Origin of the sequence: Pseudomonas chlororaphis subsp. piscium, assembly GCF_003850345.1 — a bacterium.
GTDB lineage: Bacteria > Pseudomonadota > Gammaproteobacteria > Pseudomonadales > Pseudomonadaceae > Aquipseudomonas > Aquipseudomonas piscium.
The window spans coordinates 5,249,408-5,271,918 of record NZ_CP027707.1; the positions used below are offsets into that span (position 1 = coordinate 5,249,408).

18 protein-coding genes and 4 tRNA genes are annotated in these 22,511 nt (G+C 62.2%); 9 read left to right on the forward strand and 13 right to left on the reverse strand.

Going from position 1 to position 22,511, the window contains the following annotated elements; all coding sequences use genetic code 11:
• Positions 1–108: 108 nt before the first annotated feature.
• Positions 109–2,193: a carboxy terminal-processing peptidase gene (locus C4K38_RS23520; protein ID WP_164485786.1), complete on the forward strand. Its 2,085-nt coding sequence runs from the start codon at positions 109–111 to the stop codon at positions 2,191–2,193.
• A 133-nt stretch (positions 2,194–2,326) separates the two neighbouring features.
• Positions 2,327–4,153, forward strand: coding sequence for a bifunctional diguanylate cyclase/phosphodiesterase (locus C4K38_RS23525; RefSeq protein ID WP_053280412.1), 1,827 nt, complete (start codon positions 2,327–2,329; stop codon positions 4,151–4,153).
• On the opposite strand, the gene C4K38_RS23530 is transcribed toward C4K38_RS23525, so the two are convergent.
• The 5 genes from C4K38_RS23530 to bamJ all read right to left on the reverse strand — a co-directional run bounded on the left by C4K38_RS23530 (position 4,089) and on the right by bamJ (position 6,796).
• Complete coding sequence (locus C4K38_RS23530) at positions 4,089–4,520, reverse strand: SEL1-like repeat protein (RefSeq protein ID WP_053280413.1); 432 nt, start codon at positions 4,518–4,520, stop codon at positions 4,089–4,091. The two genes, C4K38_RS23525 and C4K38_RS23530, sit on opposite strands and share 65 nt — an antisense overlap.
• Positions 4,521–4,892, reverse strand: a complete 372-nt coding sequence (locus C4K38_RS23535; protein ID WP_003179080.1) for a hypothetical protein — start codon at positions 4,890–4,892, stop codon at positions 4,521–4,523.
• The gene (locus tag C4K38_RS23540; RefSeq protein WP_053280555.1) at positions 4,889–5,230 is read right to left on the reverse strand and encodes a helix-turn-helix domain-containing protein; all 342 of its coding nucleotides are present in this window, start codon (positions 5,228–5,230) and stop codon (positions 4,889–4,891) included. Before C4K38_RS23540 ends, C4K38_RS23535 begins: the two co-directional genes overlap by 4 nt.
• A gap of 107 nt (positions 5,231–5,337) precedes the next feature.
• Entirely contained in the window at positions 5,338–5,793 is a 456-nt protein-coding gene (locus C4K38_RS23545; RefSeq protein ID WP_053280414.1) for a YkvA family protein, read from the reverse strand.
• Between the two features lie 289 nt (positions 5,794–6,082).
• A complete protein-coding gene (bamJ, locus tag C4K38_RS23550; RefSeq protein WP_053280415.1) occupies positions 6,083–6,796 on the reverse strand; it encodes a BamJ family beta-barrel-assembly machinery protein in 714 nt (237 codons plus the stop codon).
• Between the two features lie 269 nt (positions 6,797–7,065).
• On the opposite strand from bamJ, the gene C4K38_RS23555 reads away from it, so the two are divergent.
• Together C4K38_RS23555 and C4K38_RS23560 are read left to right on the forward strand one after the other, a co-directional pair.
• A complete protein-coding gene (locus tag C4K38_RS23555; RefSeq protein ID WP_053280556.1) occupies positions 7,066–8,874 on the forward strand; it encodes a di-heme-cytochrome C peroxidase in 1,809 nt (602 codons plus the stop codon).
• A gap of 28 nt (positions 8,875–8,902) precedes the next feature.
• Entirely contained in the window at positions 8,903–10,039 is a 1,137-nt protein-coding gene (locus tag C4K38_RS23560) for a catalase family protein (protein WP_053280416.1), read from the forward strand.
• Between the two features lie 129 nt (positions 10,040–10,168).
• Here the strand turns inward: C4K38_RS23560 and C4K38_RS23565 are convergent.
• From C4K38_RS23565 to C4K38_RS23580, 4 genes are all read right to left on the reverse strand, one after another.
• Positions 10,169–10,245: transfer RNA gene (locus C4K38_RS23565), tRNA-Asp, on the reverse strand.
• A 19-nt stretch (positions 10,246–10,264) separates the two neighbouring features.
• A tRNA-Val gene (locus C4K38_RS23570) sits at positions 10,265–10,340 on the reverse strand.
• 186 nt (positions 10,341–10,526) lie between these two features.
• A tRNA-Asp gene (locus C4K38_RS23575) sits at positions 10,527–10,603 on the reverse strand.
• A gap of 19 nt (positions 10,604–10,622) precedes the next feature.
• Positions 10,623–10,698 (reverse strand) — tRNA-Val (locus tag C4K38_RS23580).
• A 160-nt stretch (positions 10,699–10,858) separates the two neighbouring features.
• Between C4K38_RS23580 and rdgC the strand changes: the two genes are divergently transcribed.
• From rdgC to sugE, 3 genes are all read left to right on the forward strand, one after another.
• Complete coding sequence (gene rdgC / locus C4K38_RS23585; RefSeq protein WP_009045083.1) at positions 10,859–11,779, forward strand: recombination-associated protein RdgC; 921 nt, start codon at positions 10,859–10,861, stop codon at positions 11,777–11,779.
• A 126-nt stretch (positions 11,780–11,905) separates the two neighbouring features.
• The gene (locus C4K38_RS23590; protein WP_053280417.1) at positions 11,906–12,871 is read left to right on the forward strand and encodes a bile acid:sodium symporter family protein; all 966 of its coding nucleotides are present in this window, start codon (positions 11,906–11,908) and stop codon (positions 12,869–12,871) included.
• 118 nt (positions 12,872–12,989) lie between these two features.
• Positions 12,990–13,307, forward strand: coding sequence for a quaternary ammonium compound efflux SMR transporter SugE (gene sugE, locus C4K38_RS23595; RefSeq protein WP_053280418.1), 318 nt, complete (start codon positions 12,990–12,992; stop codon positions 13,305–13,307).
• Between the two features lie 77 nt (positions 13,308–13,384).
• Here sugE and C4K38_RS23600 read toward each other — a convergent pair whose 3' ends face one another.
• The 4 genes from C4K38_RS23600 to C4K38_RS23615 all read right to left on the reverse strand — a co-directional run bounded on the left by C4K38_RS23600 (position 13,385) and on the right by C4K38_RS23615 (position 18,212).
• Positions 13,385–15,259: an MFS transporter gene (locus C4K38_RS23600; protein ID WP_053280419.1), complete on the reverse strand. Its 1,875-nt coding sequence runs from the start codon at positions 15,257–15,259 to the stop codon at positions 13,385–13,387.
• Between the two features lie 84 nt (positions 15,260–15,343).
• Complete coding sequence (locus C4K38_RS23605; protein WP_053280420.1) at positions 15,344–16,492, reverse strand: TDT family transporter; 1,149 nt, start codon at positions 16,490–16,492, stop codon at positions 15,344–15,346.
• Between the two features lie 107 nt (positions 16,493–16,599).
• Positions 16,600–16,911, reverse strand: coding sequence for a cupin domain-containing protein (locus C4K38_RS23610; RefSeq protein ID WP_025805630.1), 312 nt, complete (start codon positions 16,909–16,911; stop codon positions 16,600–16,602).
• A gap of 95 nt (positions 16,912–17,006) precedes the next feature.
• Entirely contained in the window at positions 17,007–18,212 is a 1,206-nt protein-coding gene (locus C4K38_RS23615; RefSeq protein ID WP_053280421.1) for an MFS transporter, read from the reverse strand.
• Between the two features lie 91 nt (positions 18,213–18,303).
• Here C4K38_RS23615 and C4K38_RS23620 point away from each other — a divergent pair, with 91 nt between their 5' ends.
• Both C4K38_RS23620 and C4K38_RS23625 read left to right on the forward strand, forming a co-directional pair.
• Positions 18,304–18,849 carry a TetR/AcrR family transcriptional regulator gene (locus tag C4K38_RS23620; protein WP_053280422.1) on the forward strand — a complete coding sequence of 182 codons (546 nt, stop codon included), beginning with the start codon at positions 18,304–18,306 and terminating at the stop codon, positions 18,847–18,849.
• A 182-nt stretch (positions 18,850–19,031) separates the two neighbouring features.
• Positions 19,032–22,502: a hybrid sensor histidine kinase/response regulator gene (locus C4K38_RS23625; protein ID WP_053280423.1), complete on the forward strand. Its 3,471-nt coding sequence runs from the start codon at positions 19,032–19,034 to the stop codon at positions 22,500–22,502.
• Positions 22,503–22,511: the final 9 nt, after the last annotated feature.

The following is a 22,511-nucleotide window of genomic DNA, read 5'->3' on the forward strand; positions in this document are numbered from 1 at the left end:
CGGAGCTGTAGCACCGGGCTTTTTGCATTATGCGACCGGTCCTTGTGGAACCGGCGACTTCAAAGACGGCCTAATATGCGTTATCAATTGCCCCCGCGTCGAATCAGCATGAAGCATTTGTTCCCCAGCACCGCCCTCGCTCTTTTCATTGGTCTCGGTCTGCTGCCGATGTCGACCAATACGTTCGCAGCCAATAGCTGGGACAAACTTCAGCCGGATCGCGACGAGGTAATTGCCAGCCTCAATGTCGTCGAGCTGCTCAAGCGTCATCATTACAGCAAGCCACCGCTGGACGACGCGCGCTCGGCGATCATCTATGACAGCTACCTGAAGCTGCTGGACCCGTCGCGCAGCTACTTCATGGCCAGCGACATCGCGGAATTCGACAAGTGGAAAACCCAGTTCGACGACTTCCTGAAGAGCGGTGACCTGAACGCCGGCTTCATCATCTACAAACGCTACCTGGACCGCGTCAAGGCGCGCCTGGACTTTGCCCTGGCCGAACTGGGCAAAGGCGTCGACAAATTCGACTTCACCACCAAGGAATCCTTGCTGATCGATCGCAAGGACGCCCCTTGGCTCAAGACCACCGCGGAGCTCGACGACCTGTGGCGCAAACGCGTCAAGGACGAAGTCCTGCGCATGAAGATCGCTGGCAAGGAACCCAAGCAGATTCAGGAAACGCTGACCAAGCGCTACAAGAATCAGCTCGCCCGCCTGGACCAGACCCGCGCCGAAGATATCTTCCAGGCGTACATCAACACCTTCGCCATGTCCTACGACCCGCACACCAACTATCTGTCGCCGGATAACGCGGAGAACTTCGACATCAACATGAGCCTGTCGCTGGAAGGCATCGGCGCCGTGTTGCAGAGCGACAACGACCAGGTCAAGGTCGTGCGCCTGGTGCCGGCCGGCCCGGCGGACAAGACCAAGCAGGTGGCACCGGCGGACAAGATCATCGGCGTAGCCCAGGGCGACAAGGAAATGGTCGACGTGGTCGGCTGGCGCCTGGACGAAGTGGTCAAGCTGATCCGCGGTCCGAAAGGCTCGGTGGTGCGCCTGGAAATCATCCCGGCGAGCAACGCGCCGAACGACCAGACCAGCAAGATCGTCTCCATCACCCGCGAAGCGGTGAAGCTGGAGGAGCAGGCGGCGAAGAAGTCGATCCTCAACCTCAAGCAGGATGGCAAGGACTACAAGCTCGGGGTGATCGAGATCCCGGCCTTCTACCTGGACTTCAAGGCCTTCCGTGCAGGCGATCCGGACTACAAGAGCACCACCCGCGACGTGAAGAAGCTGCTGACCGAGTTGCAGAAAGACAAGGTCGACGGCGTGGTCATCGACCTGCGCAACAACGGCGGCGGCTCCCTGCAGGAAGCCACCGAGCTGACCAGCCTGTTCATCGACAAGGGCCCTACCGTGCTGGTGCGTAACGCCGACGGCCGGGTCGACGTGCTCGAAGATGAAAACCCTGGCGCCTTCTACAAAGGGCCGATGGCGCTGCTGGTCAACCGTCTCTCGGCTTCGGCCTCGGAGATTTTCGCCGGTGCGATGCAGGACTATCACCGCGCGCTGATCATCGGTGGCCAGACCTTCGGCAAAGGCACCGTGCAGACCATCCAGCCGCTCAACCACGGCGAGCTGAAACTGACCCTGGCTAAGTTCTACCGGGTTTCCGGGCAGAGCACCCAGCATCAGGGCGTACTGCCGGACATCGATTACCCGTCGATCATCGACACCAAGGAAATCGGCGAAAGCGCCCTGCCCGAAGCCATGCCGTGGGACACCATTCGCCCGGCCATCAAGCCGGCGGTGGATCCGTTCAAGCCGTTCCTCACGCAACTGAAATCCGAGCATGACGCGCGCTCGGCCAAGGACGCCGAGTTCGTCTTCATCCGCGACAAGCTGGCCCTGGCCAAGAAGCTGATGGCGGAAAAAACCGTCAGCCTCAACGAAGCCGAACGTCGGGCGCAGCACGCCGACATCGAGGCCAAGCAACTGGCGCTGGAAAACATCCGCCGCAAGGCCAAGGGTGAAGAGCCGCTCAAGGAGCTGAAGAAAGAAGACGAGGACGCCATCGCGGCCGCCGATCCGGACAAGACCAAGCCGGAAGACGATGCTTATCTGAGCGAAACCGGGCGAATCCTCCTCGATTACCTGAAGCTCAACACTGCGGTAGCCAAGCACTGAGATGATGGCAATTTAATGCTGACGCTCCTCGGAGCGTCATCAAACAGTCATCATTCTGTCGTGAAATAAAGGACCGGGCGCTGCTCTTGAATCAAGGGCGCGCCCGGTCCTTTTTTTATCGACAGAGATCGCCATGACCACGACCGAACAGCTGAGTGCCTTGAGCTCAATCCTGGCTCAAAGCGGTTTGCACAGTCTGTTCCAGCCGATCATCTGTCTCTCCGAACGGCGCATTCTCGGCTATGAAGCCTTGACCCGCGGCCCGTCCAACAGCCCCCTGCACTCCCCTGTCGCCCTGTTTGCCGTGGCCCGCCAGGTCGGACGCCTCAGCGAGCTGGAAATCGCCTGCCGCCAGAGCGCCTGCAAGGGTTTCAGCGAGCAGCAGTTACCCAGCAAATTGTTCCTCAACGTCTCTCCGGAGTCATTGCTGGAAGCCGCCCACCAGCCCGGCCGTACCCTGCAATTGCTGCAGGACTTCGGTATCCCGCCGAGCCAGGTGGTGATCGAACTCACCGAGCAGACGCCGATCGATGACTTCCAGCTGCTGCACAATGCGCTGCATCACTATCGGGACATGGGTTTCTCGATCGCCCTGGACGACCTCGGCGCCGGTTATTCGAGCCTGCGCCTGTGGTCCGAACTGCGCCCAGACTATGTGAAGATCGACCGGCACTTTATCGACGGCATTCATCAGGATGCCCTCAAGCGCGAATTCGTCGGCTCGATCCTGCAAATTGCCAAGGCCTCCCGCGCCCAGGTGATCGCCGAGGGCATCGAAGTGGCGGAAGAGCTGGAGGTGCTCACGGAAATGGGCGTGGACCTGCTGCAGGGGTACCTGCTCTGCCGCCCCCAGGAACATCCGCCCCGCGATGGCCGCAACTTGCTGCCCAAGCGCGAAAGCACTCCCGCGACGCTCAACGACGAAGGCAGCGACCTCAGTGCCCTGCTCAACGAACAACCAGCGGTGGCGCGCAACATTCCGACGGCCACGGTGCTGGAAGCCTTCCGCCGCCAGGCCAACCTCAACTCGCTGGCGGTGCTCGACGAACAGGGCCAGCCTTGCGGCATCGTGCACCGCCATTCGTTGTCCGACGCCCTGCTCAAGCCCTTTGCCACCGATCTGTTTGCCCGCAAGCCCATCAGCCGCCTGATGAACGATGACTTCCTCGCGGTGGAGCTCAGCCAGTCGCTGCAACAGGTCAGCCGCTTGATCACCAGCCGCGCCCGGCAACGGATCGAGGAGGATTTCATCATCACCCTCAACGGCGGCTACCTGGGGCTGGGGCGGGTGATCGATGTGCTCAAGCTGATTACCGAGCTGAAGATCCAGCAGGCGCGTTATGCCAACCCGCTGACCCTGCTGCCTGGCAACGTGCCGATCCAGCAGTGCCTGACCCACCTGCTGCAACAAGGGCGGGAATCGCTGATCTGTTACGTGGACATCGACAGCTTCAAGCCCTTCAACGACATCTATGGCTACGGCCGTGGCGATGAAGTGCTGCTGTGTCTGGCGCAATGCCTGAATGACCGAGTGGACCCCAGCCGCGATTTCGTCGGCCATATCGGCGGCGACGACTTTCTCCTGGTATTGGGCCCCGAGGACTGGCAAAAGCGCCTGAACCAGCTGCTGGACGACTTCCACAGCCAGTGCCGGCGCTTCTATCGCAGCGAACACCTGGAAGCCGGCTGCTTCATCGCCCCCAACCGCCAGGGTATTCGCCAAGAATTTGCCTTGCTGTCACTGTCCATCGGCGTGGTGCATCTGTATCCACAGGCCTGTGGACAACTCGATGCCAGCCAGTTGGCCGAGCTGGCCTCGCAAGCCAAGCACCACGCCAAGAACGTGCCGGGCTACAGCATTCATGTGATCGACAGCCGCCAGGTGGCCGGCGACTTTACGGCTGACGCGGCCCCGCTCGCGGATCCGGCGTACTCGACTGATTCAGCTGCGCCAACTTGACCTCGGCCAAGGGGTGCCCGGCCTTCGCCGCCAGCGTCCACCAACGGGCCGCTTCCGCCGCATCCGCAGCCTTGCTGGGTGAACCGGCCAGGCTGATGACGCCCATCTGATAGGCCGCCTTGGCGTCCCCGGCCAAGCCGGCAAGACGCAACAGGCGCATGCCTTCTTCGCGAGCCCCCAGGCCCTGGCCACGAAAGGTCAGGATATGGCCATAAAAGCTCTGTGCGCCGACGTCCCCCAGGTTCGCCATGCGCGCCAGTTGCCCCTCCAGCCAGTGCCAGCCCCGGGGTTGACGCACAAACCAGGGCCAATGAAACAACCGGCGGGCCAGCCAGTAGCCGGCCCGCGCCTTGAGGCGCCAGTACACTCAGGCCTCCGCCGACTCAGGGTATTCGTACTCGAATACACGCACCACTTCCGAGGCATGCCACGAGGCGGCCGCCACCCCGTCGGAAGGCCCGGAAAAACGCCCGAGGCGCTCCACACACTCGAAAAAGCCGGTGCGTGGCAAACGGCTCGCCCCCTGGCTGATCACCAGCGAACTGCGCAACGGCTGCTCCGCACGCGCATCCAGCGCGGCCAGATGCTCAAGGGCCGCCGTCAGGGTCTGCATGGCTGGGCTGGGTAGCTGCAAGCGCTCAAGCAGAGCGCGATAGGTCAAAAGATGGCGTTGCCGACGGGCCTGGTCGAGTTCCCCCAACAGGCCATCCCAATGTTGACGACTGATCCTTACGCTCACGATTCATCCCTCCAACCCGGAACCGTCAATTCCCAGGCCAGGCTACGGCGTATAGCGGCGTCCGGTTGACGCTCACCGCTTTCAATCATGGCCAGATATGACGGACTGATACCTACCGTACGGGCAAGCGCCTCGATGGCGATTCCCTTGGTTTCGCGCAAACTGCGGAGTTGATCCAGACCCGGAAGCGGCTGGTCGGCTGCGGTCGCGACAGGCCCCCTGGCCTCTCGCGAAGATTGATCGGTGACACCTGCGGCCTTTAGCAAAGCCTGATACTGAGCCCATGGCAGAACCGCATACTCGGGCTCGCCATCGCGTGCAATTATCTGAATATCCATTACTACCCCGTAGGACGACACATAACGAGTCGGACTTTTCCTTATGAAGTGTAATCCTAACAGTCACTAAGGTCGCGGGGGCATCGTTGTATGGATCCGAATTCACCTCAGTTTTTCTTCGGACCTTCCAATTGCAGCTGTTCCGGGGTGTCGGGCAAACGCTCCACCACCGCCAACTTCTCCGGTTGCTGGCGATTGCGCCAGGTGCGAAAGGCGCTGAGTTCGCCGTCCAGGGTTTTCATGATCCAGGCCAGCACGGCGATGTCATCAAGCATGCCGAACATGGGCAGGAAGTCCGGGATGGCATCCAGCGGACTGAGGAAGTACATCAGGCCCGCGACCACCGACAGCAGCGCCTTGGGGCTGATGGCGCGGTACTCGCCACGCCAGTAAGCCAGGCACAGGGCCTGCAGCAGGCGCAGATCGTCCTTGAGCTTGCCGAGACGGCCGCCTTGCAAGGCGCCTTTACTGGCCACGGCGAACAACAGGGTCGGCAGCCGGCCACGGCTGAGCAAGCGGCCGGCCAAGGGCAGGAAGCGGGCAAAATTCCAGGGTGCTTTCATCGTCACTCCCACTGAAATGTTATCCACACAAATTGTGGATAACCTTGTGAACAGAGCCGCTTTTCACAGCTGAAAGCCCCGTTTTACAAGGGCTCGGCTCAGATCGGGCGTTTTTTACTCACATAAAAAAACCCATAATTTCATTGACTTGGCAGCCTCATGCGGCTAGCCGCAGCGCGTCCTGTTAAGACTATGCCTTATGCCATGGGTTCGCATTTTTTCCCGGACCAACGACCAGATACGACAACGCCCCGTAAGAACGGGGCGTTGTCATTGAACCAGACGAAGATTACTTGGCGGCGTCTTGTTTCGCTGGATCCTTGATACCCAGCAGTTCCAGCTCGAACACCAGAACCGAGTTGGCCGGAATGGCCGGGCTCGGGCTCTGTGCGCCGTAGGCCAGGTCGCTCGGGATGTACAGCTTGTACTTCTCGCCGACGTGCATCAGTTGCAGGCCTTCGACCCAACCCGGAATCACGCCGCTGACCGGCAGATCGATCGGGCTGCCGCGCTCGACCGAGCTGTCGAACACAGTGCCGTTGGTCAGGGTACCGGTGTAGTGAACGGTCACCACGTCGGTCGGCTTAGGCTGGGCGCCATCGGCTTTCTTCAGCACTTCGTACTGCAGGCCCGAGGCGGTAGTGGTCACGCCAGCCTTCTTGCCGTTTTCTTCGAGGAATTTCTTGCCGGCTGCTGCCGACTCTTCGCTCATCTTGGCCATGCGCTCTTCAGCACGCTTTTGCAGCGCGGCGAAGGCTTCGACCAGTTCGTCGTCTTTCAGCTTCTGTTCTTTCTTGCCGATGGCATCTTCGATGCCCTGGGCTACAGCTTTGGAATCCAGATCATCCATACCTTCCTGGGCGAGGCTTTTGCCCATGTTCAGGCCGATACCATAGGAAGCTTTCTGCGCCGGGGTTTTCAGCTCCACGCTGGTCTGCGAGTCACAACCCGCGAGTACCAGGCTAACCAGGGCTACCGCCGCCGCTAACCGATGCTGTTTCATGCTATTTCCTTGTTCATGCGCCTAAAGGGCATTCGAGTAAAGCCGCGAGCTTATCAGGCGGCCACGACCAATGGCTACCGGCATGAGAGCTGGATTAACCCGATAAGTTCACGTGTTTAAAAGCATTTTGCCGGCCATTACAACGAGTGCGGGGAAGAATGCATCACACACAAAGTAATGACACCTGGCTGAAATCTGACGTAATGGCCACTTGCCCGGCAGTTTGCCCTGAGGCATAAGAGAGCCACAATTCGACAAGGATGTACATCTTGCGCCTCTTATCCCGTGTTTTGCTGCTGATTCTCGCCCTGATCGGTGTCGCCCTGGCTGTAGTCCTGTATTACGTGGCCAATCCGAAATTGCCCGACTATGTGCCCGCCCTGCAGGTGCACTATCAGGATCAATGGAGCGCCACCGATCGCCAGACCTACTACTTCACGCCCCAGGGCACTCAGGTGAAGGGCCTGCGCTATGAATGGTTCGCCGCCTTGGAACTGCCCTTCTCCACGCAGCGCTTCGCCGCACCGCAGTACCTGGCCCGCTTTGGTTTTCTGGTGGATCCGGCACAACAGGCCAGCACCGATAATCCGGCGAACCTGCCGGTGGGTTTCACCCGCCATCAGAACCCTGGCAGCCCGCAACACTACCTGGACATCACCTGCGCCGCCTGCCACACCGGCGAGCTGCGCTATAACCAGCAGGCCCTGCGGATCGACGGCGGTTCGGCGCAGCATGTACTGCCCTCCAGCGTACCCACCCTGCGCGGCGGCAGCTTCGGCCAGGCGCTGGTCGCCAGCCTGGCGTCGACCTATTACAACCCGTGGAAATTCGAGCGGTTCGCCCGCAACGTGCTGGGCCAGAACTACGACGCCGAGCACGAACAACTGCGCAAGGACTTCAAGGCAGCGCTGGACACCTTCCTGCGCGTTGCCTGGAACGACACTCACCGTGGCCTCTACCCCACCGAAGAAGGCCCCGGACGTACCGATGCCTTTGGCCGGATCGCCAATGCCAGCTTCGGCGACGCCATTTCCCCCGACAACTATCGGGTGGCCAATGCGCCGGTGGATTATCCCCAGCTATGGGACATCTGGACCTTCGACTGGGTGCAGTGGAACGGTTCGGCCCAGCAACCCATGACCCGCAATATCGGTGAGGCGCTGGGCGTCGGCGCCACCCTGAATTTCTTCGATACCCAGGGCCAGCCGCTCAAGGGCGATGCCCGGTATCCGTCGAGTGTTCGGGTACGCGATCTCAATCGCATCGAAGAAACCCTGCAACGGCTGAAACCGCCGACCTGGCCCGAAGAACTGTTCGGCAGCATCGACAAGCCGCTGGCGGCCAAGGGGCAAGCGCTGTTCGCGGAAAACTGTGCGGGTTGCCATGTCCCGCCGGTCAGCGAGGTCAACGGGCGTCCGGTGCAACGACTGAAAATGCTGCCGGTTGCGGTGATCGGCACCGACCCCAATACCGCCAACAATATTGCCGACCAACGCTATGACCTGAGCGCGCTGCAATGGGATGCCGCCGAGCTGGCACAATCGAATGTCGAGCTGCACCCAACGCCCGGCGAACCGCTGGACATGCGCCAGTTGTCCGCGGCCAACGGCCTGGCCTATGTCACCGCCTTCGTCGAGGAGCGCGCCTACCGGGACGCCCAGGTGACCCCGGCCGAGCGTCCGCGGCTCGACGGCTACGGCCTGCCGATCGGCGTTCGCGAACTGCGGGCCTACAAGGCCCGGCCGCTGGCTGGGGTGTGGGCCACCCCACCCTTCCTGCATAACGGTTCGGTGCCCAGCCTGTACCAATTGCTCTCGCCTCAGGCCGAACGCGCCGGCACCTTCTATAAAGGCACCTTCGAATACGATCCAAAGCACCTGGGCTACCGCACCGAGCCGTTCAAGAACGGCTTCCTGTTCGATACGCGGGTCAGCGGTAACCACAACAGCGGCCATGAATTCCGCTCGGGCAAGCGTGGCAATGGGGTGATCGGCCGTCTGCTGCAACCCGAGGAACGCTGGGCGCTGCTGGAATACCTGAAAGTGCTGGGCGGGCCGCTGGAGGCGCAGCTGCCATGACCCTGCCCCTCATCGAAAGGACGCTTTCATGCTGATCACCTTATGGCTGCGCCTTGGTGCGCTGCTGCTCAAGACACTTGTGCTGCTGGTGCTGATCGCTCTGCTCGGCTGGGCACTGAACAGCGCCTGGTCGATCTGGCGCTACCAGGGACCGGTCTCGACCGAAGAGCAGGTCCCGCCCGGCGAAGCCGCCATGACCCAGGACATCATCCAGACCGCCGTGCGCATCGTCGATCAGCACCGGGACAACACCCGATACCTGCGCGACGCCCACGCCAAGGCCCACGGCTGCGTAAAGGCCGAGGTCCAGGTCCTCGAGCAACTGACGCCGCCATTGCGCCAGGGCGTGTTCGCCGAACCCGGCAAGACCTGGCAAGCCATGGTGCGGCTGTCCAACGGCAATGCTTATCCACAGTTCGACAGCATTCGTGACGCGCGTGGGATGGCAATCAAGTTGCTGAATGTGCCCGGCCCCCAGCTATTGAAGGAGCAGCAGGGCCGTGGCGAGCAGGATTTCGTGATGTTCAACCATCCGAACTTCTTTGTCAGCGATGTCGCCGAGTATCGGCAGAATGTCGCCGCGCAGGCGGACGGAAAAAAGGTCGGAGCCTTTTTCCCTGGCTGGGATCCACGTACCTGGCAGATCCATCATCTATTCATCGCCCTGGCCACCCTGTCACCGCCCCCGGCCAGCCCGACGCAAACCCGCTATTTTTCGGTTTCGCCCTACAAGTTCGGCGGCGCCAACGCCAAGTTCCGCGTCGCACCGGATCCGGACAGCTGCCCGGCGTACAACCTGCCCCCACAGAACCAGGCCCTGCCCAACTTTCTGCGCAACGCCCTGAACCAGCAGTTGTCGACCAACCGGGTGCCGGCCTGCTTCGTCTTGCAGGTGCAACGCCAGGACCCCAGCCACTACATGCCCATCGAGGACACCAGCATCGAATGGCGAGAAAGCGATGCGCCCTTCGAAACCGTGGCGCGGATCAGGATCCCCGCCCAGGACTTCGATACCCCGCTACAGAACCTGCAATGCGACAACCTGTCCTTCAACCCCTGGTTCGGCCTGGAGGCGCACCGCCCCATCGGTGGCATCAACCGCCTGCGCAAGGCGGTGTACGAAGCGGTCAGCGACTACCGGCACAGTCGTAACGCCAAGCAGTGAGCCACAAACGAAAAAAGCGGCCCGCAGGCCGCTTTTTTTGGGGGCATTTGCATACCCCAGACAGCAAAAAGCCCGCGTTAGCGGGCTTTCTGTAATGAGCTGGCGTTCAGTGTTCCAGCTCATCGAATATGGCGCAGCGGACGGGACTCGAACCCGCGACCCCCGGCGTGACAGGCCGGTATTCTAACCGACTGAACTACCGCTGCGCGTAGCGTTGAAAGCAAGTGGTGGGTGATGACGGGATCGAACCGCCGACCCTCTGCTTGTAAGGCAGATGCTCTCCCAGCTGAGCTAATCACCCTTTACCTTCGTTGCGGGGCGCATTATTACACAGAAATTCATAACGTGCTGATTTAAATAACAAAATTATCAAAAAAAGCTGAATTTCGATGTATCGGGCACCGCGCATGAAACACAGGCACAAAAAAGCCCGCGTTAGCGGGCTTTCTGTGATGACCTGGCGTTCAGTGTTCCAGCTCATCGAATATGGCGCAGCGGACGGGACTCGAACCCGCGACCCCCGGCGTGACAGGCCGGTATTCTAACCGACTGAACTACCGCTGCGCGTAACACTGAAAGCGAATGGTGGGTGATGACGGGATCGAACCGCCGACCCTCTGCTTGTAAGGCAGATGCTCTCCCGGCTGAGCTAATCACCCTTCACGTTCGGTGTGGCGCGCATTCTACGGAGCGTCCCCTACTCTGGCAAGCACTTTTTAAAATAATTTTTTCAGGCCTTCCAAAGGCTTAGCGGAGGGTTGGCCTATGGAGCTGCGCGGAGAATAATGCCCCCCTTTGTATAAAGGAGAGATTCACCCCATGTGGTTCAAGAACCTGCTTATCTATCGCCTGACCCAAGATCTGCCCTTTGATGCTGAGGCGCTGGAAACCGCACTGGCCACCAAACTGGCGCGTCCATGTGCAAGCCAGGAGTTGACCACTTACGGTTTCGTCGCGCCGTTCGGCAAAGGCGAAGATGCGCCGCTGGTACACGTCAGCCAGGACTTCCTGCTGGTCGCCGCGCGCAAGGAAGAACGTATTCTGCCTGGCAGCGTGGTGCGCGACGCGGTCAAGGAAAAGGTCGAAGAGATCGAAGCCGAGCAAATGCGCAAGGTCTATAAAAAGGAACGCGACCAGATCAAGGATGAAATCATCCAGGCGTTCCTGCCGCGCGCCTTTATCCGTCGCTCCTCGACTTTCGCTGCCATCGCGCCGAAGCAGGGCCTGATCCTGGTCAACTCGGCCAGCCCGAAACGCGCCGAAGACCTGCTCTCCACCCTGCGCGAAGTGCTCGGTACCCTGCCGGTGCGTCCGCTGACCGTGAAGACTGCACCGACCGCGATCATGACCGACTGGGTGAAAACCCAACAAGCTGCCGACGACTTCTTCGTCCTCGACGAGTGCGAACTGCGCGACACCCACGAAGACGGCGGCATCGTCCGTTGCAAGCGCCAGGACCTGACCAGCGAAGAGATCCAGCTGCACCTGAGCACCGGCAAGGTGGTCACCCAACTGTCCCTGGCCTGGCAGGACAAACTGTCCTTCATGCTCGACGACAAGATGACGGTCAAGCGCCTGAAGTTCGAAGACCTGCTGCAGGATCAGGCGGAACAGGACGGCGGCGACGAAGCCCTCGGCCAACTGGACGCCAGCTTCACCCTGATGATGCTGACCTTCGGCGATTTCCTCCCGGCGCTGTTCGAAGCCCTGGGTGGCGAAGAGATCCCACAAGGCATCTGACCTTAGTAGCAGCCAGCCGGCTGGCGACCGGCCGCATCCGGCCTTATCGCCAACCCGCTCGCTCCTGCAGGAGCAACACAGACGCCACCGCTTTCGGTGGCGTTTTCATATAAGAAGGAACAGGCCATGCGTGCACTGGCAGCATTAAGTCGTTTTGTCGGCAATACCTTTGCCTACTGGGTACTGATTTTCGCGGTGGTGGCGTTCCTGCAGCCGGGCTGGTTCATCGGCCTCAAGGGTGCCATCGTGCCGCTGCTGGGCCTGGTGATGTTCGGCATGGGCCTGACCCTGAAGCTCGAAGACTTCGCCGAAGTCGCCCGCCATCCATGGCGCGTGGCCCTGGGCGTGGTCGCGCACTTCGTGATCATGCCGGGCGTGGCCTGGTTGCTGTGCCAGGTATTTCACCTGCCGCCGGAAATCGCCGTCGGCGTGATTCTGGTCGGCTGCTGCCCGAGCGGTACTTCGTCCAACGTCATGACCTGGCTGGCCCGCGGTGACCTGGCGCTGTCGGTGGCGATCGCCGCCGTCACCACCCTGCTGGCGCCACTGCTGACCCCGGCCCTGATCTGGCTGCTGGCCTCGGCCTGGCTGCCGGTTTCGTTCATGGAACTGTTCTGGTCGATCCTGCAGGTGGTGCTGCTGCCGATCGTGCTCGGCGTAATCGCCCAGCGCGTGCTTGGCGACCGGATACGGCATGCGGTGGAAGTGTTGCCGCTGGTGTCAGTGGTCAGCATCGTGATCATCGTCACCGCGGTGGTGGCCGCCAGCCAGGCGAAAATCGCCGAGTCCGGCCTGCTGATCATGGCCGTGGTGATGCTGCATAACAGCTTCGGTTACCTGCTGGGTTACTTCACCGGCCGCCTGTTCAAGCTGCCGTTGGCGCAACGCAAATCCCTGGCCCTGGAAGTCGGCATGCAGAACTCCGGCCTCGGCGCCGCCCTGGCCAGCGCGCACTTCTCGCCGCTGGCGGCGGTGCCCAGCGCGCTGTTCAGCGTCTGGCACAACATTTCCGGGGCGCTGCTTTCCACCTGGTTCCGCCGCATGAGCGAAAAGGACGACCGCGCGCTGGCTGCCCAACAGGCGAGCGAATGAGGAGAAACCTTGATCCCCGGATTAATGATGGGCACTATACTGCGCAACGCGGGGACGACCCCGCGGCTCGATCGAGTCATTAATCTGGGGACGACCCCGTCAATCGATGGAGGTCATCATGTCCTGGATCATTCTGTTTTTCGCCGGCCTGTTTGAAGTGGGCTGGGCCGTCGGCCTCAAATACACCGACGGTTTCAGTCGCCCTCTCCCTACCGCCCTGACCATCGCCGCCATGGCGGTCAGTCTCGGCCTGCTGGGGCTGGCCATGAAGGAACTGCCGCTGGGCACTGCCTATGCCATCTGGACCGGGGTCGGTGCGGTCGGCACGGTGATCGCCGGGATCATTCTGTTCGGTGAGTCCATGGCGCTGTTCCGCCTGGCCAGCGTGGCGCTGATCATTACCGGGCTGGTCGGCTTGAAAGTCAGCGCGGCCTGACCGGCTGGACAATACAAGCAAGCCCCCCTAACAAAAAAGCCCACAACTCTGTGGGCGTTTTTATAGGCGCTGGAAACCTAGCGCACGCTACCGCGCAGCTCGCCCACCAGGGTTTGCAAGCGGGCCGGTTCGGCACTGTCGGCCGTCACGGCCGAGCCCGCCACCAGGGTCACTCGCGACCACAGGCGGCGGAACAGCCCCTTGCTCGGATCGCGACTGAAGAAGCTGCCCCACAGCCCCTGCAACGCCAGCGGAATCACCGGCACCGGTGTCTCTTCGAGAATCCGCGTCAGCCCGCCCTTGAACTCATTGATCTCGCCATCGGCGGTCAGCTTGCCTTCCGGGAAGATGCACACCAGCTCGCCATCCTTGAGGTAGCGGGCAATCTTGGTGAACGCCCTTTCGTAGATCTGGATGTCCTCGTTGCGCCCGGCAATCGGAATGGTCCCGGCGGTCCGGAAGATGAAGTTGAGCACCGGCAGGTTGTAGATCTTGTAATACATCACGAAACGAATCGGCCGCCGCACCGCGCCGCCGATCAGCAAGGCATCGACGAAGGACACGTGATTGCACACCAGCAACGCCGCGCCTTCGTCCGGGATCGCCTCCAGGTTGCGATGCTCGACCCGGTACATGGAATGGCTGAGCAGCCAGATAATGAAGCGCATGCTGAACTCGGGGACGATCTTGAAGATGTAGGCGTTGACCGCGATGTTCAGCAGCGACACCACCAGGAACAGCTGCGGGATCGACAGCTTGGCCAGGCTCAGCAGCACGATCGAGACGATCGCCGACACCACCATGAATAGCGCGTTGAGAATGTTGTTCGCGGCAATCACCCGCGCCCGCTCATGCTCCGGGGTCCGCGATTGAATCAGGGCGTACAGCGGCACGATGTAGAAACCGCCGAAGATGCCCAGGCCGAGAATATCGATCAGCACCCACCAGGCATGGCCATAACCGAGCACTTCGATCCAGCTGTAACCCGCCTCGCTCAGCGGAATCCCGCCGGAATGCCACCACAGCAGCAGGCCGAACACCGTCAGGCCGAACGAGCCAAAGGGCACCAGGCCGATCTCGACCTTACGTCCCGAAAGCTTCTCGCAGAGCATGGAACCGGCGGCGATACCCACCGAGAACACGGTGAGGATCAGCGTGACCACCGTCTCGTCCCCGTGCATCCACTCCTTGGCGTAGGCCGGAATCTGCGTCAGGTAGATCGCCCCGACAAACCAGAACCACGAGTTGCCGACGATCGAGCGCGACACGGCCGGGGTCTGCCCCAGGCCCAGGCGCAAGGTGGCCCAGGACTGGCTGAAGATGTTCCAGTTCAGGCGCAGGTCCGGGGTGGCCGCCGCGGCTCGGGGAATGCTCCGGCTGGCGAGGTAACCGAGCACGGCGACGGCAATGATCGCCGTCGAGACGATGGGTGCGTAATGGGCGGAGGACATCATGATCCCGGCGCCAATGGTCCCGGCAAGAATCGCCAGGAAGGTGCCCATTTCCACCAGGCCATTGCCTCCCACCAGTTCTTCCTCCCGCAGCGCCTGGGGCAGGATCGAATATTTCACCGGGCCGAACAGCGCCGAGTGGGTGCCCATGGCAAACAGCGCCAGCAGCATCAGCGACAGGTGATCGAAGACAAACCCCACCGCCCCCACGGCCATGATCACGATCTCGCCGAGCTTGATCAGGCGGATCAACGCGTCCTTGGCGAACTTCTCGCCGAATTGCCCGGCCAGCGCCGAGAACAGGAAGAACGGCAGGATAAACAGCAAGGCGCAGAGGTTGACCCAGATCGAGCGGTCACCCTCGATGGCCAGCTTGTAGAGAATGGCGAGGATCAGCGACTGCTTGAAGATGTTGTCGTTGAACGCACCGAGGGACTGGGTAATGAAGAACGGCAGGAAACGCCGCGTACGAAGCAAGGTGAACTGTGAGGGGTGACTCATCTTCCATGTCCCTGAGTGGCTTGGATGCTGTTATTGGATTATCGATCTTCGATCCAGGCCACAACCTTACCTAAAGTTCGCGGATTATTTCGCTAATCCTGCGATACAAGGCGAAACGAACAACTCACCCCGATAAGCGCCCTGCAGCGTGCGCTTGCCCACCAGCAGCCACATCAGTGCCAGCGCCAGGACCAACAGGCTGCCGAACACCGCGAAAAACGTCAGGTTCAGGGTGCTGGCCAGTTTCAGGGTGGTCAGGGCATAGACCCCCAGCGGGAAGGTGAACCCCCACCAGCCAAGGTTGAACGGAATGCCGTCGCGCAGGTAACGTAGGGTGATCAGCAACGCCGTCAGCATCCACCACAGGCCAAAACCCCACAGGGTGATACCGGCCACCAGCCCCAGGCCCTCGGCGATTTCGCCCACTCCGGCCATGCCGTTGGCGGCAAAGATCGCCGGAGCGTCCGCACCCAGCAGCAACATGCCCAGGGCCCCCGTGCCGATCGGCCCCAGGGCCAGCCAGCTCGAGGCAGCCATGCTTTCGTGAGGCAGCTTATGCAGGGCCATGCGCAGCAGGAGAATGGTCAGGATGCTGAAAGCCACCGGCAACGAGAAGGCCCAGAGTACATAGCTGGTCACCAGCATCACCAGCTGCGAATGCGCGTCCAGCAGATGCGGCGCCAGCAGCCCGCCACTGGCGGCGGCGACTTCGGCCGCGACCACCGGTAACAGCCAAACCGCGGTCATCTGGTCGATACGGTGCTCCTGGCGGGTGAACATCATGTAGGGAATCAGCACCCCACAGGCCAGCGACAGCGCCACGTCCAGCCACCACAGCAGCTCGGCCAGTTGCACCACGCCTTCGCCCCAGCGCGGTATGCCGAACAGCAGAAAACCGTTGATGATGGTGGCCAGGCCCATGGGGATGGTGCCGAAGAACATCGAGACCGTGGAATGCCCGAAAATCCGCCGGGCTTCGTCGAAGAACAATATCCAGCGTGCCGCATAGGCCGCGCTGAACACCACAAACAGCACGATGGTGAACAGCCACAGCCCCTCGGCCAACAGGTGCAAGCCGGGGATCCGTAGCGGCAACTGGGCCAGCGCCAGGGCCAGTACGCCGGTGCCCATGGTGGCGGCGAACCAGTTGGGGGTGAACTGGCGGATGGCTTCGCGAGGATGCTGCAGCTGGCTCAAGGGCCGTCCGGTTCTGAGGGTGTTGGGGCATGTCATGGTGTGATCTCCTGTCCTCCAATGAGGTGGAGCCATGATAGAACCGGATCGAATATCTATATAACGGGTAATTTCTCTATCTGTTATCTGTTTTATAAATATACGAACTAGACACTGCCTTCGGTTTCCACCACCAGCACCCGCGCGGCGCCTTGCGGATGGGCCACATGCTCGGTGCCGACATCGGCGTAGAAGATGTCGCCCACTTCCAGCAGCACCGACTGTTCCAGGCCGTTCTCCCGATAGTGCATGCGCACCTGGCCATCGAGCACGACAAAGACTTCCTGCCCGTCGTTGGTGTGCCATTTATAAGGCTGGTCGGTCCAATGCAGGCGCGTGGTGATGCCATTCATGTTGGCGATATCCAGCGCTGCCCAGGCCCGCTCTCCGGTGAAGGTTTTACTGCGAATGATCTTCATCGATGCCCGCCGCTCCCAAGGCTGGCGCGCGCACCCTGCACGCGCCCGGTGTGCAGGCTAACCCAAGCCGGCGCCCGGATCAGCCACCACAGTGCTCAACTTTCCTGGGCGATACAGGCCTTGGCGGTTCGCTGACGCAACAGCCCCAGCAAGGCACCCAGGGACAACAGGATCAACACCGCGCCATAACCGTCGGTGGTCGCGATCAGGCCAAAACTGCGCGTCAGGTTTCCCGCCAGCAGGGACGGCAGGCAGAACGCCAGATAACTCAGCACATAAAACGCCGACATCAACCCCGCCCGCTCATGGGGCAAGGCCAATGGCATCACACTGCGCAGGGCGCCGAGGAACCCGGAGCCAAAACCACCGCCTGTGACCAGGGTGCCGAGAAAGAACAGCGGCAGGCTGGCGGTGTGCACGGCGATGAGGATCAGGCTGATGCCGACGGCCAGCAGGCTCGCGCCCAGCCGCAGCACCTTGTCCGCCGGACGATGGCGCAGGGAAACAATCATCAGGGCACCGCTCAAAGTCAGCACCGCCACCAGGCCGCCACCGATCAGGTTCGAGGTCGAGCCCGTCGCGGTGCGCACCAGCGATGGCGCCAACGACAGAAAGAACCCGCCCACGGCCCACACCGCCACGTCCACCGGTAACGCCAGCCACAACGCCCGCCGCGCCTGGGGCGGCACATGCAGGGTGGGCCGCAGGGAAGCCCACACACCGGGCTGGGCACTGACCGTCTCCGGCAGGCGCCAGACGTACAGCGCCTGGGCGACAAACAGCACCAGCAGCAACCAGTAGGCCAATTGCAGCGGCAACGGTGCGTACTCCACCAGCAAGCCACTGCCCATCGCCCCGCACGCCATGCCCAGCAAAGGCGCCACGCTGTTGACCAGCGGCCCCTGCTGTCGGTCGGTATCCAGCAGCGCCGCCCCCAGCACACTGGTGGCCATGCCGGTGGCGAAGCCCTGCATCACCCGGGCAGCAATCAGCCAGGCCACGCTGTCGGCCTGGATGAACAGCAGCATCGCCAGTATGTCCAGCAGCAGAGCCACGAAGATCACCGGCTTGCGCCCCAGATAATCCGAAAGCGACCCCACGGTCAGCAACGCCGCCAACAGGCTCAAGGCGTAGACGCCGAAGATCAGGGTCAGGGTTGCCGAGGAGAATTGCAGCGCCTCCTGATACAGGTGATACATCGGCGTCGGCACACTGGAAGCAGCGAGAAAACTGAGTAAGGTGATCGCCAGAAACAGCAGTCTGGAGCGGTTTGACAGTGAAGAGTCGACAGGACTGGACATGGGCACGCTCCATTAAAGCTAACTTTTTGCTTTTGCGGAGTGTGCTACCGTCTCGCTCTTAAAGCAAATTCTTTGTGTTAAGGTTCGGTCCATGGCTATTAAAGAAGGTTTACGCCCGGGCGGGCGCAGTGCCCGGGTGCAGGAATCCATCCACTCGGCAGTCCGTGAACTCCTCGAAGAACAGGAGCGCTCGACCCTGACCGTGCCGCAAATCGCCGTTCGCGCCGGTGTGACGCCCTCGACCATCTACCGGCGCTGGGGCGACCTGTCGGCGCTGCTGGCGGATGTCGCCCTGGAACGCATGCGCCCGGACGGCGAACCGGCCGCCACCGGTAGCCTGCGCGGCGACCTGCGGGCCTGGGCCGAACAGTACCTCGACGAAATGAGCTCCGAACCCGGGCGCACCATGATGCGCGACGTGCAATGCAGCGCCACGCCCGGCTATTGCGTGAGCATTCTCAGCGGGCAATTGCAGATCATCCTCGATCGCCACCGGCACAGCGAAGCAGCCCTGCCCAGCCTTGATCGGCTACTGAACATGATGGTGGCGCCGACGGTGTTCCGCATCCTGTTTGCCGCGGAACCGCTCGAGGTAAAGGAACTGCATGAACTGATCGACATCGCGCTGCGGTCTTGAGGCCGTCATCGCGCTCCTGCAGGAGCGCGCCTGTTCAGGGTAAAGCCTGACAGTTAGCCCTCTTCCCCCCTGCGACACCTGGCCGCGCCAATACCTTGGTCGACACTGACGAACCCCGAACATCGTGCGAGACTGTCTGACCGGGCTGAAGCGCCCGGCGCGCCTTTATGTTCGGAGTTTCCATGTCGTTGTCCAGCGGGCTGATCGCCATCGTCGCCCTGGCCTATATGGCCATCATGTTCGCCATCGCCTTTTACGGTGACCGTCGCAGCGCGCCCTTGCCGCCGCGGGTGCGTGCCTGGGTGTACAGCCTGTCGCTGGCGGTGTACTGCACCAGCTGGACCTTCTTCGGCGCCGTCGGTCAGGCCGCCGAGCAACTCTGGTCGTTCTTGCCGATCTACCTGGGGCCGATCCTGCTGCTGGTGCTCGCGCCCTGGGTCCTGCAGAAGATGGTGATGATCAGCAAGCAGGAAAACATCACCTCCATCGCCGACTTCATCGCCGCGCGCTACGGCAAATCCCAGTCCCTGGCGGTGGTGGTGGCGCTGATCTGCCTGGTCGGAGTGCTTCCCTACATCGCCCTGCAACTCAAGGGCATCGTGCTCGGCGTGGACCTGCTGATCGGCGCCGGCGCCGACACCATGGGCACCCGCGCCCAGGACACGGCGCTGATCGTGTCGCTGATCCTGGCGCTGTTCACTATCGTCTTCGGTACCCGCAACCTCGACGCCACCGAGCACCACCGCGGCATGGTACTGGCGATTGCCTTCGAATCCCTGGTCAAGCTGCTGGCCTTTCTCGCGGTCGGCGCCTTTGTCACCTATGGCCTGTACGACGGTTTCGACGACCTGTTCAGCCAGGCCATGCTTGCTCCGCGCCTGGAGCAGTACTGGCAGGAAACCATCAACTGGCCGTCGATGGTGGTGCAGACCGGCGTTGCCATGATGGCGATCATCTGCCTGCCGCGGCAGTTCCACGTCACAGTGGTGGAGAACATCGAGCCCCAGGATCTGCGCCTGGCCAAGTGGGTGTTCCCCGCCTACCTGGCCCTGGCCGCGCTGTTCGTGGTGCCGATCGCCCTGGCCGGGCAGATGATGTTGCCCAGTTCGGTGTTGCCGGACTCCTTCGTCATCAGCCTGCCCCTGGCCCAGGCCCATCCGGCCCTGGCCGTGCTGGCCTTCATCGGCGGTGCATCGGCCGCCACCGGCATGGTGATCGTCGCCAGCGTGGCGCTGTCGACCATGGTCTCCAACGACATGCTGCTGCCCTGGCTGCTGCGCCGGCAGAGTGCCGAGCGGCCCTTCGAAGTGTTCCGCCACTGGATGCTCTCGGTGCGCCGAGTCAGCATCGTGGTCATCCTGCTGCTGGCCTATGTCAGCTATCGCTTGCTGGGCTCCACCGCGAGCCTGGCGACCATCGGCCAGATCGCCTTCGCCGCCGTGACCCAACTGGCCCCAGCCATGCTCGGCGCGCTGTACTGGAAGCAGGCCAACCGCCGCGGCGTGTTCGCCGGGTTGGCGGCGGGTACTTTCCTGTGGTTCTACACCCTGATCCTGCCAATCGCCGCCCACAGCCTGGGCTGGTCGCTGAGCAGCTTCCCAGGCCTGGCCTGGCTGCACGGTAACCCGCTGAACCTGCCGATCACGCCCTTGACCCAGGGTGTGGTGCTGTCGCTGGCGGGTAACTTCACCCTGTTCGCCTGGGTCTCGGTACTGTCGCGCACCCGGGTTTCGGAACACTGGCAGGCCGGGCGCTTCATCGGCCAGGAAATCAGCGGCCGCCCCAGCTCCCGCTCGATGTTGTCGGTGCAGATCGACGACCTGCTCAAGCTTGCCGCGCGCTTTGTCGGGGAAGAACGGGCCCGCCAGAGCTTCATCCGCTTTGCCTACCGCCAGGGCAAAGGCTTCAACCCCAACCAGAACGCCGACGGCGAGTGGATCGCCCATACCGAACGCCTGCTGGCCGGTGTCCTCGGCGCCTCGTCCACCCGCGCGGTAGTCAAGGCCGCCATCGAAGGACGGGAGATGCAGCTCGAAGACGTGGTGCGCATCGCCGACGAAGCCTCGGAGGTGCTGCAGTTCAACCGCGCCCTGCTGCAAGGCGCGATCGAGAACATCAGCCAGGGCATCAGCGTGGTCGACCAGTCCCTCAGGCTGGTGGCCTGGAACCGTCGTTACCTGGAGCTGTTCAACTACCCGGACGGGCTGATCAGCGTCGGCCGGCCGATCGCCGACATCATCCGCCATAACGCCGAGCGTGGCCTGTGCGGGCCGGGCGAAGCAGAAGTGCATGTAGCTCGCCGCCTGCACTGGATGCGCCAGGGCCGTGCCCACACCTCCGAGCGTCTATTCCCCAATGGCAGGGTGATCGAGCTGATCGGCAACCCGATGCCGGGCGGCGGTTTTGTCATGAGCTTCACTGACATCACTCCGTTCCGCGAGGCCGAACAGGCCCTCACCGAAGCCAACGAAGGCCTGGAACAACGGGTCGCCGAACGGACTCAAGAACTGTCGCAGTTGAATGCCGCGCTGACCGAGGCCAAGGGCACCGCCGAGGCCGCCAACCAGTCCAAGACGCGCTTCCTGGCGGCGGTCAGTCACGACCTGATGCAACCGCTGAACGCCGCCCGGCTGTTCTCCGCCGCCCTCTCCCACCAGGACGACGGTTTGTCCACTGAAGCCCAGCAACTGGTCCAGCACCTGGACAGTTCCCTGCGCTCCGCCGAAGACCTGATCAGCGACTTGCTGGATATTTCCCGCCTGGAAAACGGCAAGATCAATCCGGAGCGCAAGCCGTTCGTGCTCAACGAGCTGTTCGATACCCTGGGGGCCGAATTCAAGGCGCTGGCCCAGGAGCAAGGCTTGAAGTTCCGCTTGCGTGGCAGCCACCTCAGGGTCGACAGCGACATCAAGCTATTGCGCCGGGTTCTGCAGAACTTCCTGACCAACGCCTTCCGTTACGCCAAGGGGCCTGTGCTATTGGGCGTGCGCCGCCGCGGCAACCAGCTGTGCCTGGAGGTCTGGGACCGCGGGCCGGGCATTCCGCTGGACAAGCAGCAAGTGATCTTCGAAGAGTTCAAGCGCCTCGACAGCCACCAGACTCGCGCCGAGAAAGGCCTGGGCCTCGGGCTGGCGATCGCCGACGGCTTGTGCCGCGTTCTCGGCCATGGCCTGCAGGTACGCTCCTGGCCAGGCAAGGGCAGCGTCTTCAGCGTCAGCGTGCCTTTGGCCAAGGCGGCCGTCAGCGCACCGAGGCAGGTGGCCGAACTCAATGGCCATCTGCTGTCCGGCGCCCAGGTGCTGTGCGTCGACAATGAAGACAGCATCCTGATCGGCATGAACAGCCTGCTCTCTCGCTGGGGCTGTCAGGTCTGGACCGCGCGCAACCGGGAAGAATGCGCCGCGCTGCTGGGTGACGGCGTGCGCCCGCAACTGGCGTTGGTGGACTATCACCTGGACGATGGTGAAACCGGCACCGAGGTCATGGCCTGGCTGCGCACCCAGTTGGGCGATCCGGTGCCTGGCGTGGTGATCAGCGCCGACGGGCGCCCCGAGATGGTTGCCGAGGTACACGCCGCGGGGCTGGACTACCTGGCCAAGCCGGTGAAGCCGGCGGCGTTGCGGGCGTTGTTGAGCCGGCATCTGCCGCTCTGATATCCCGCC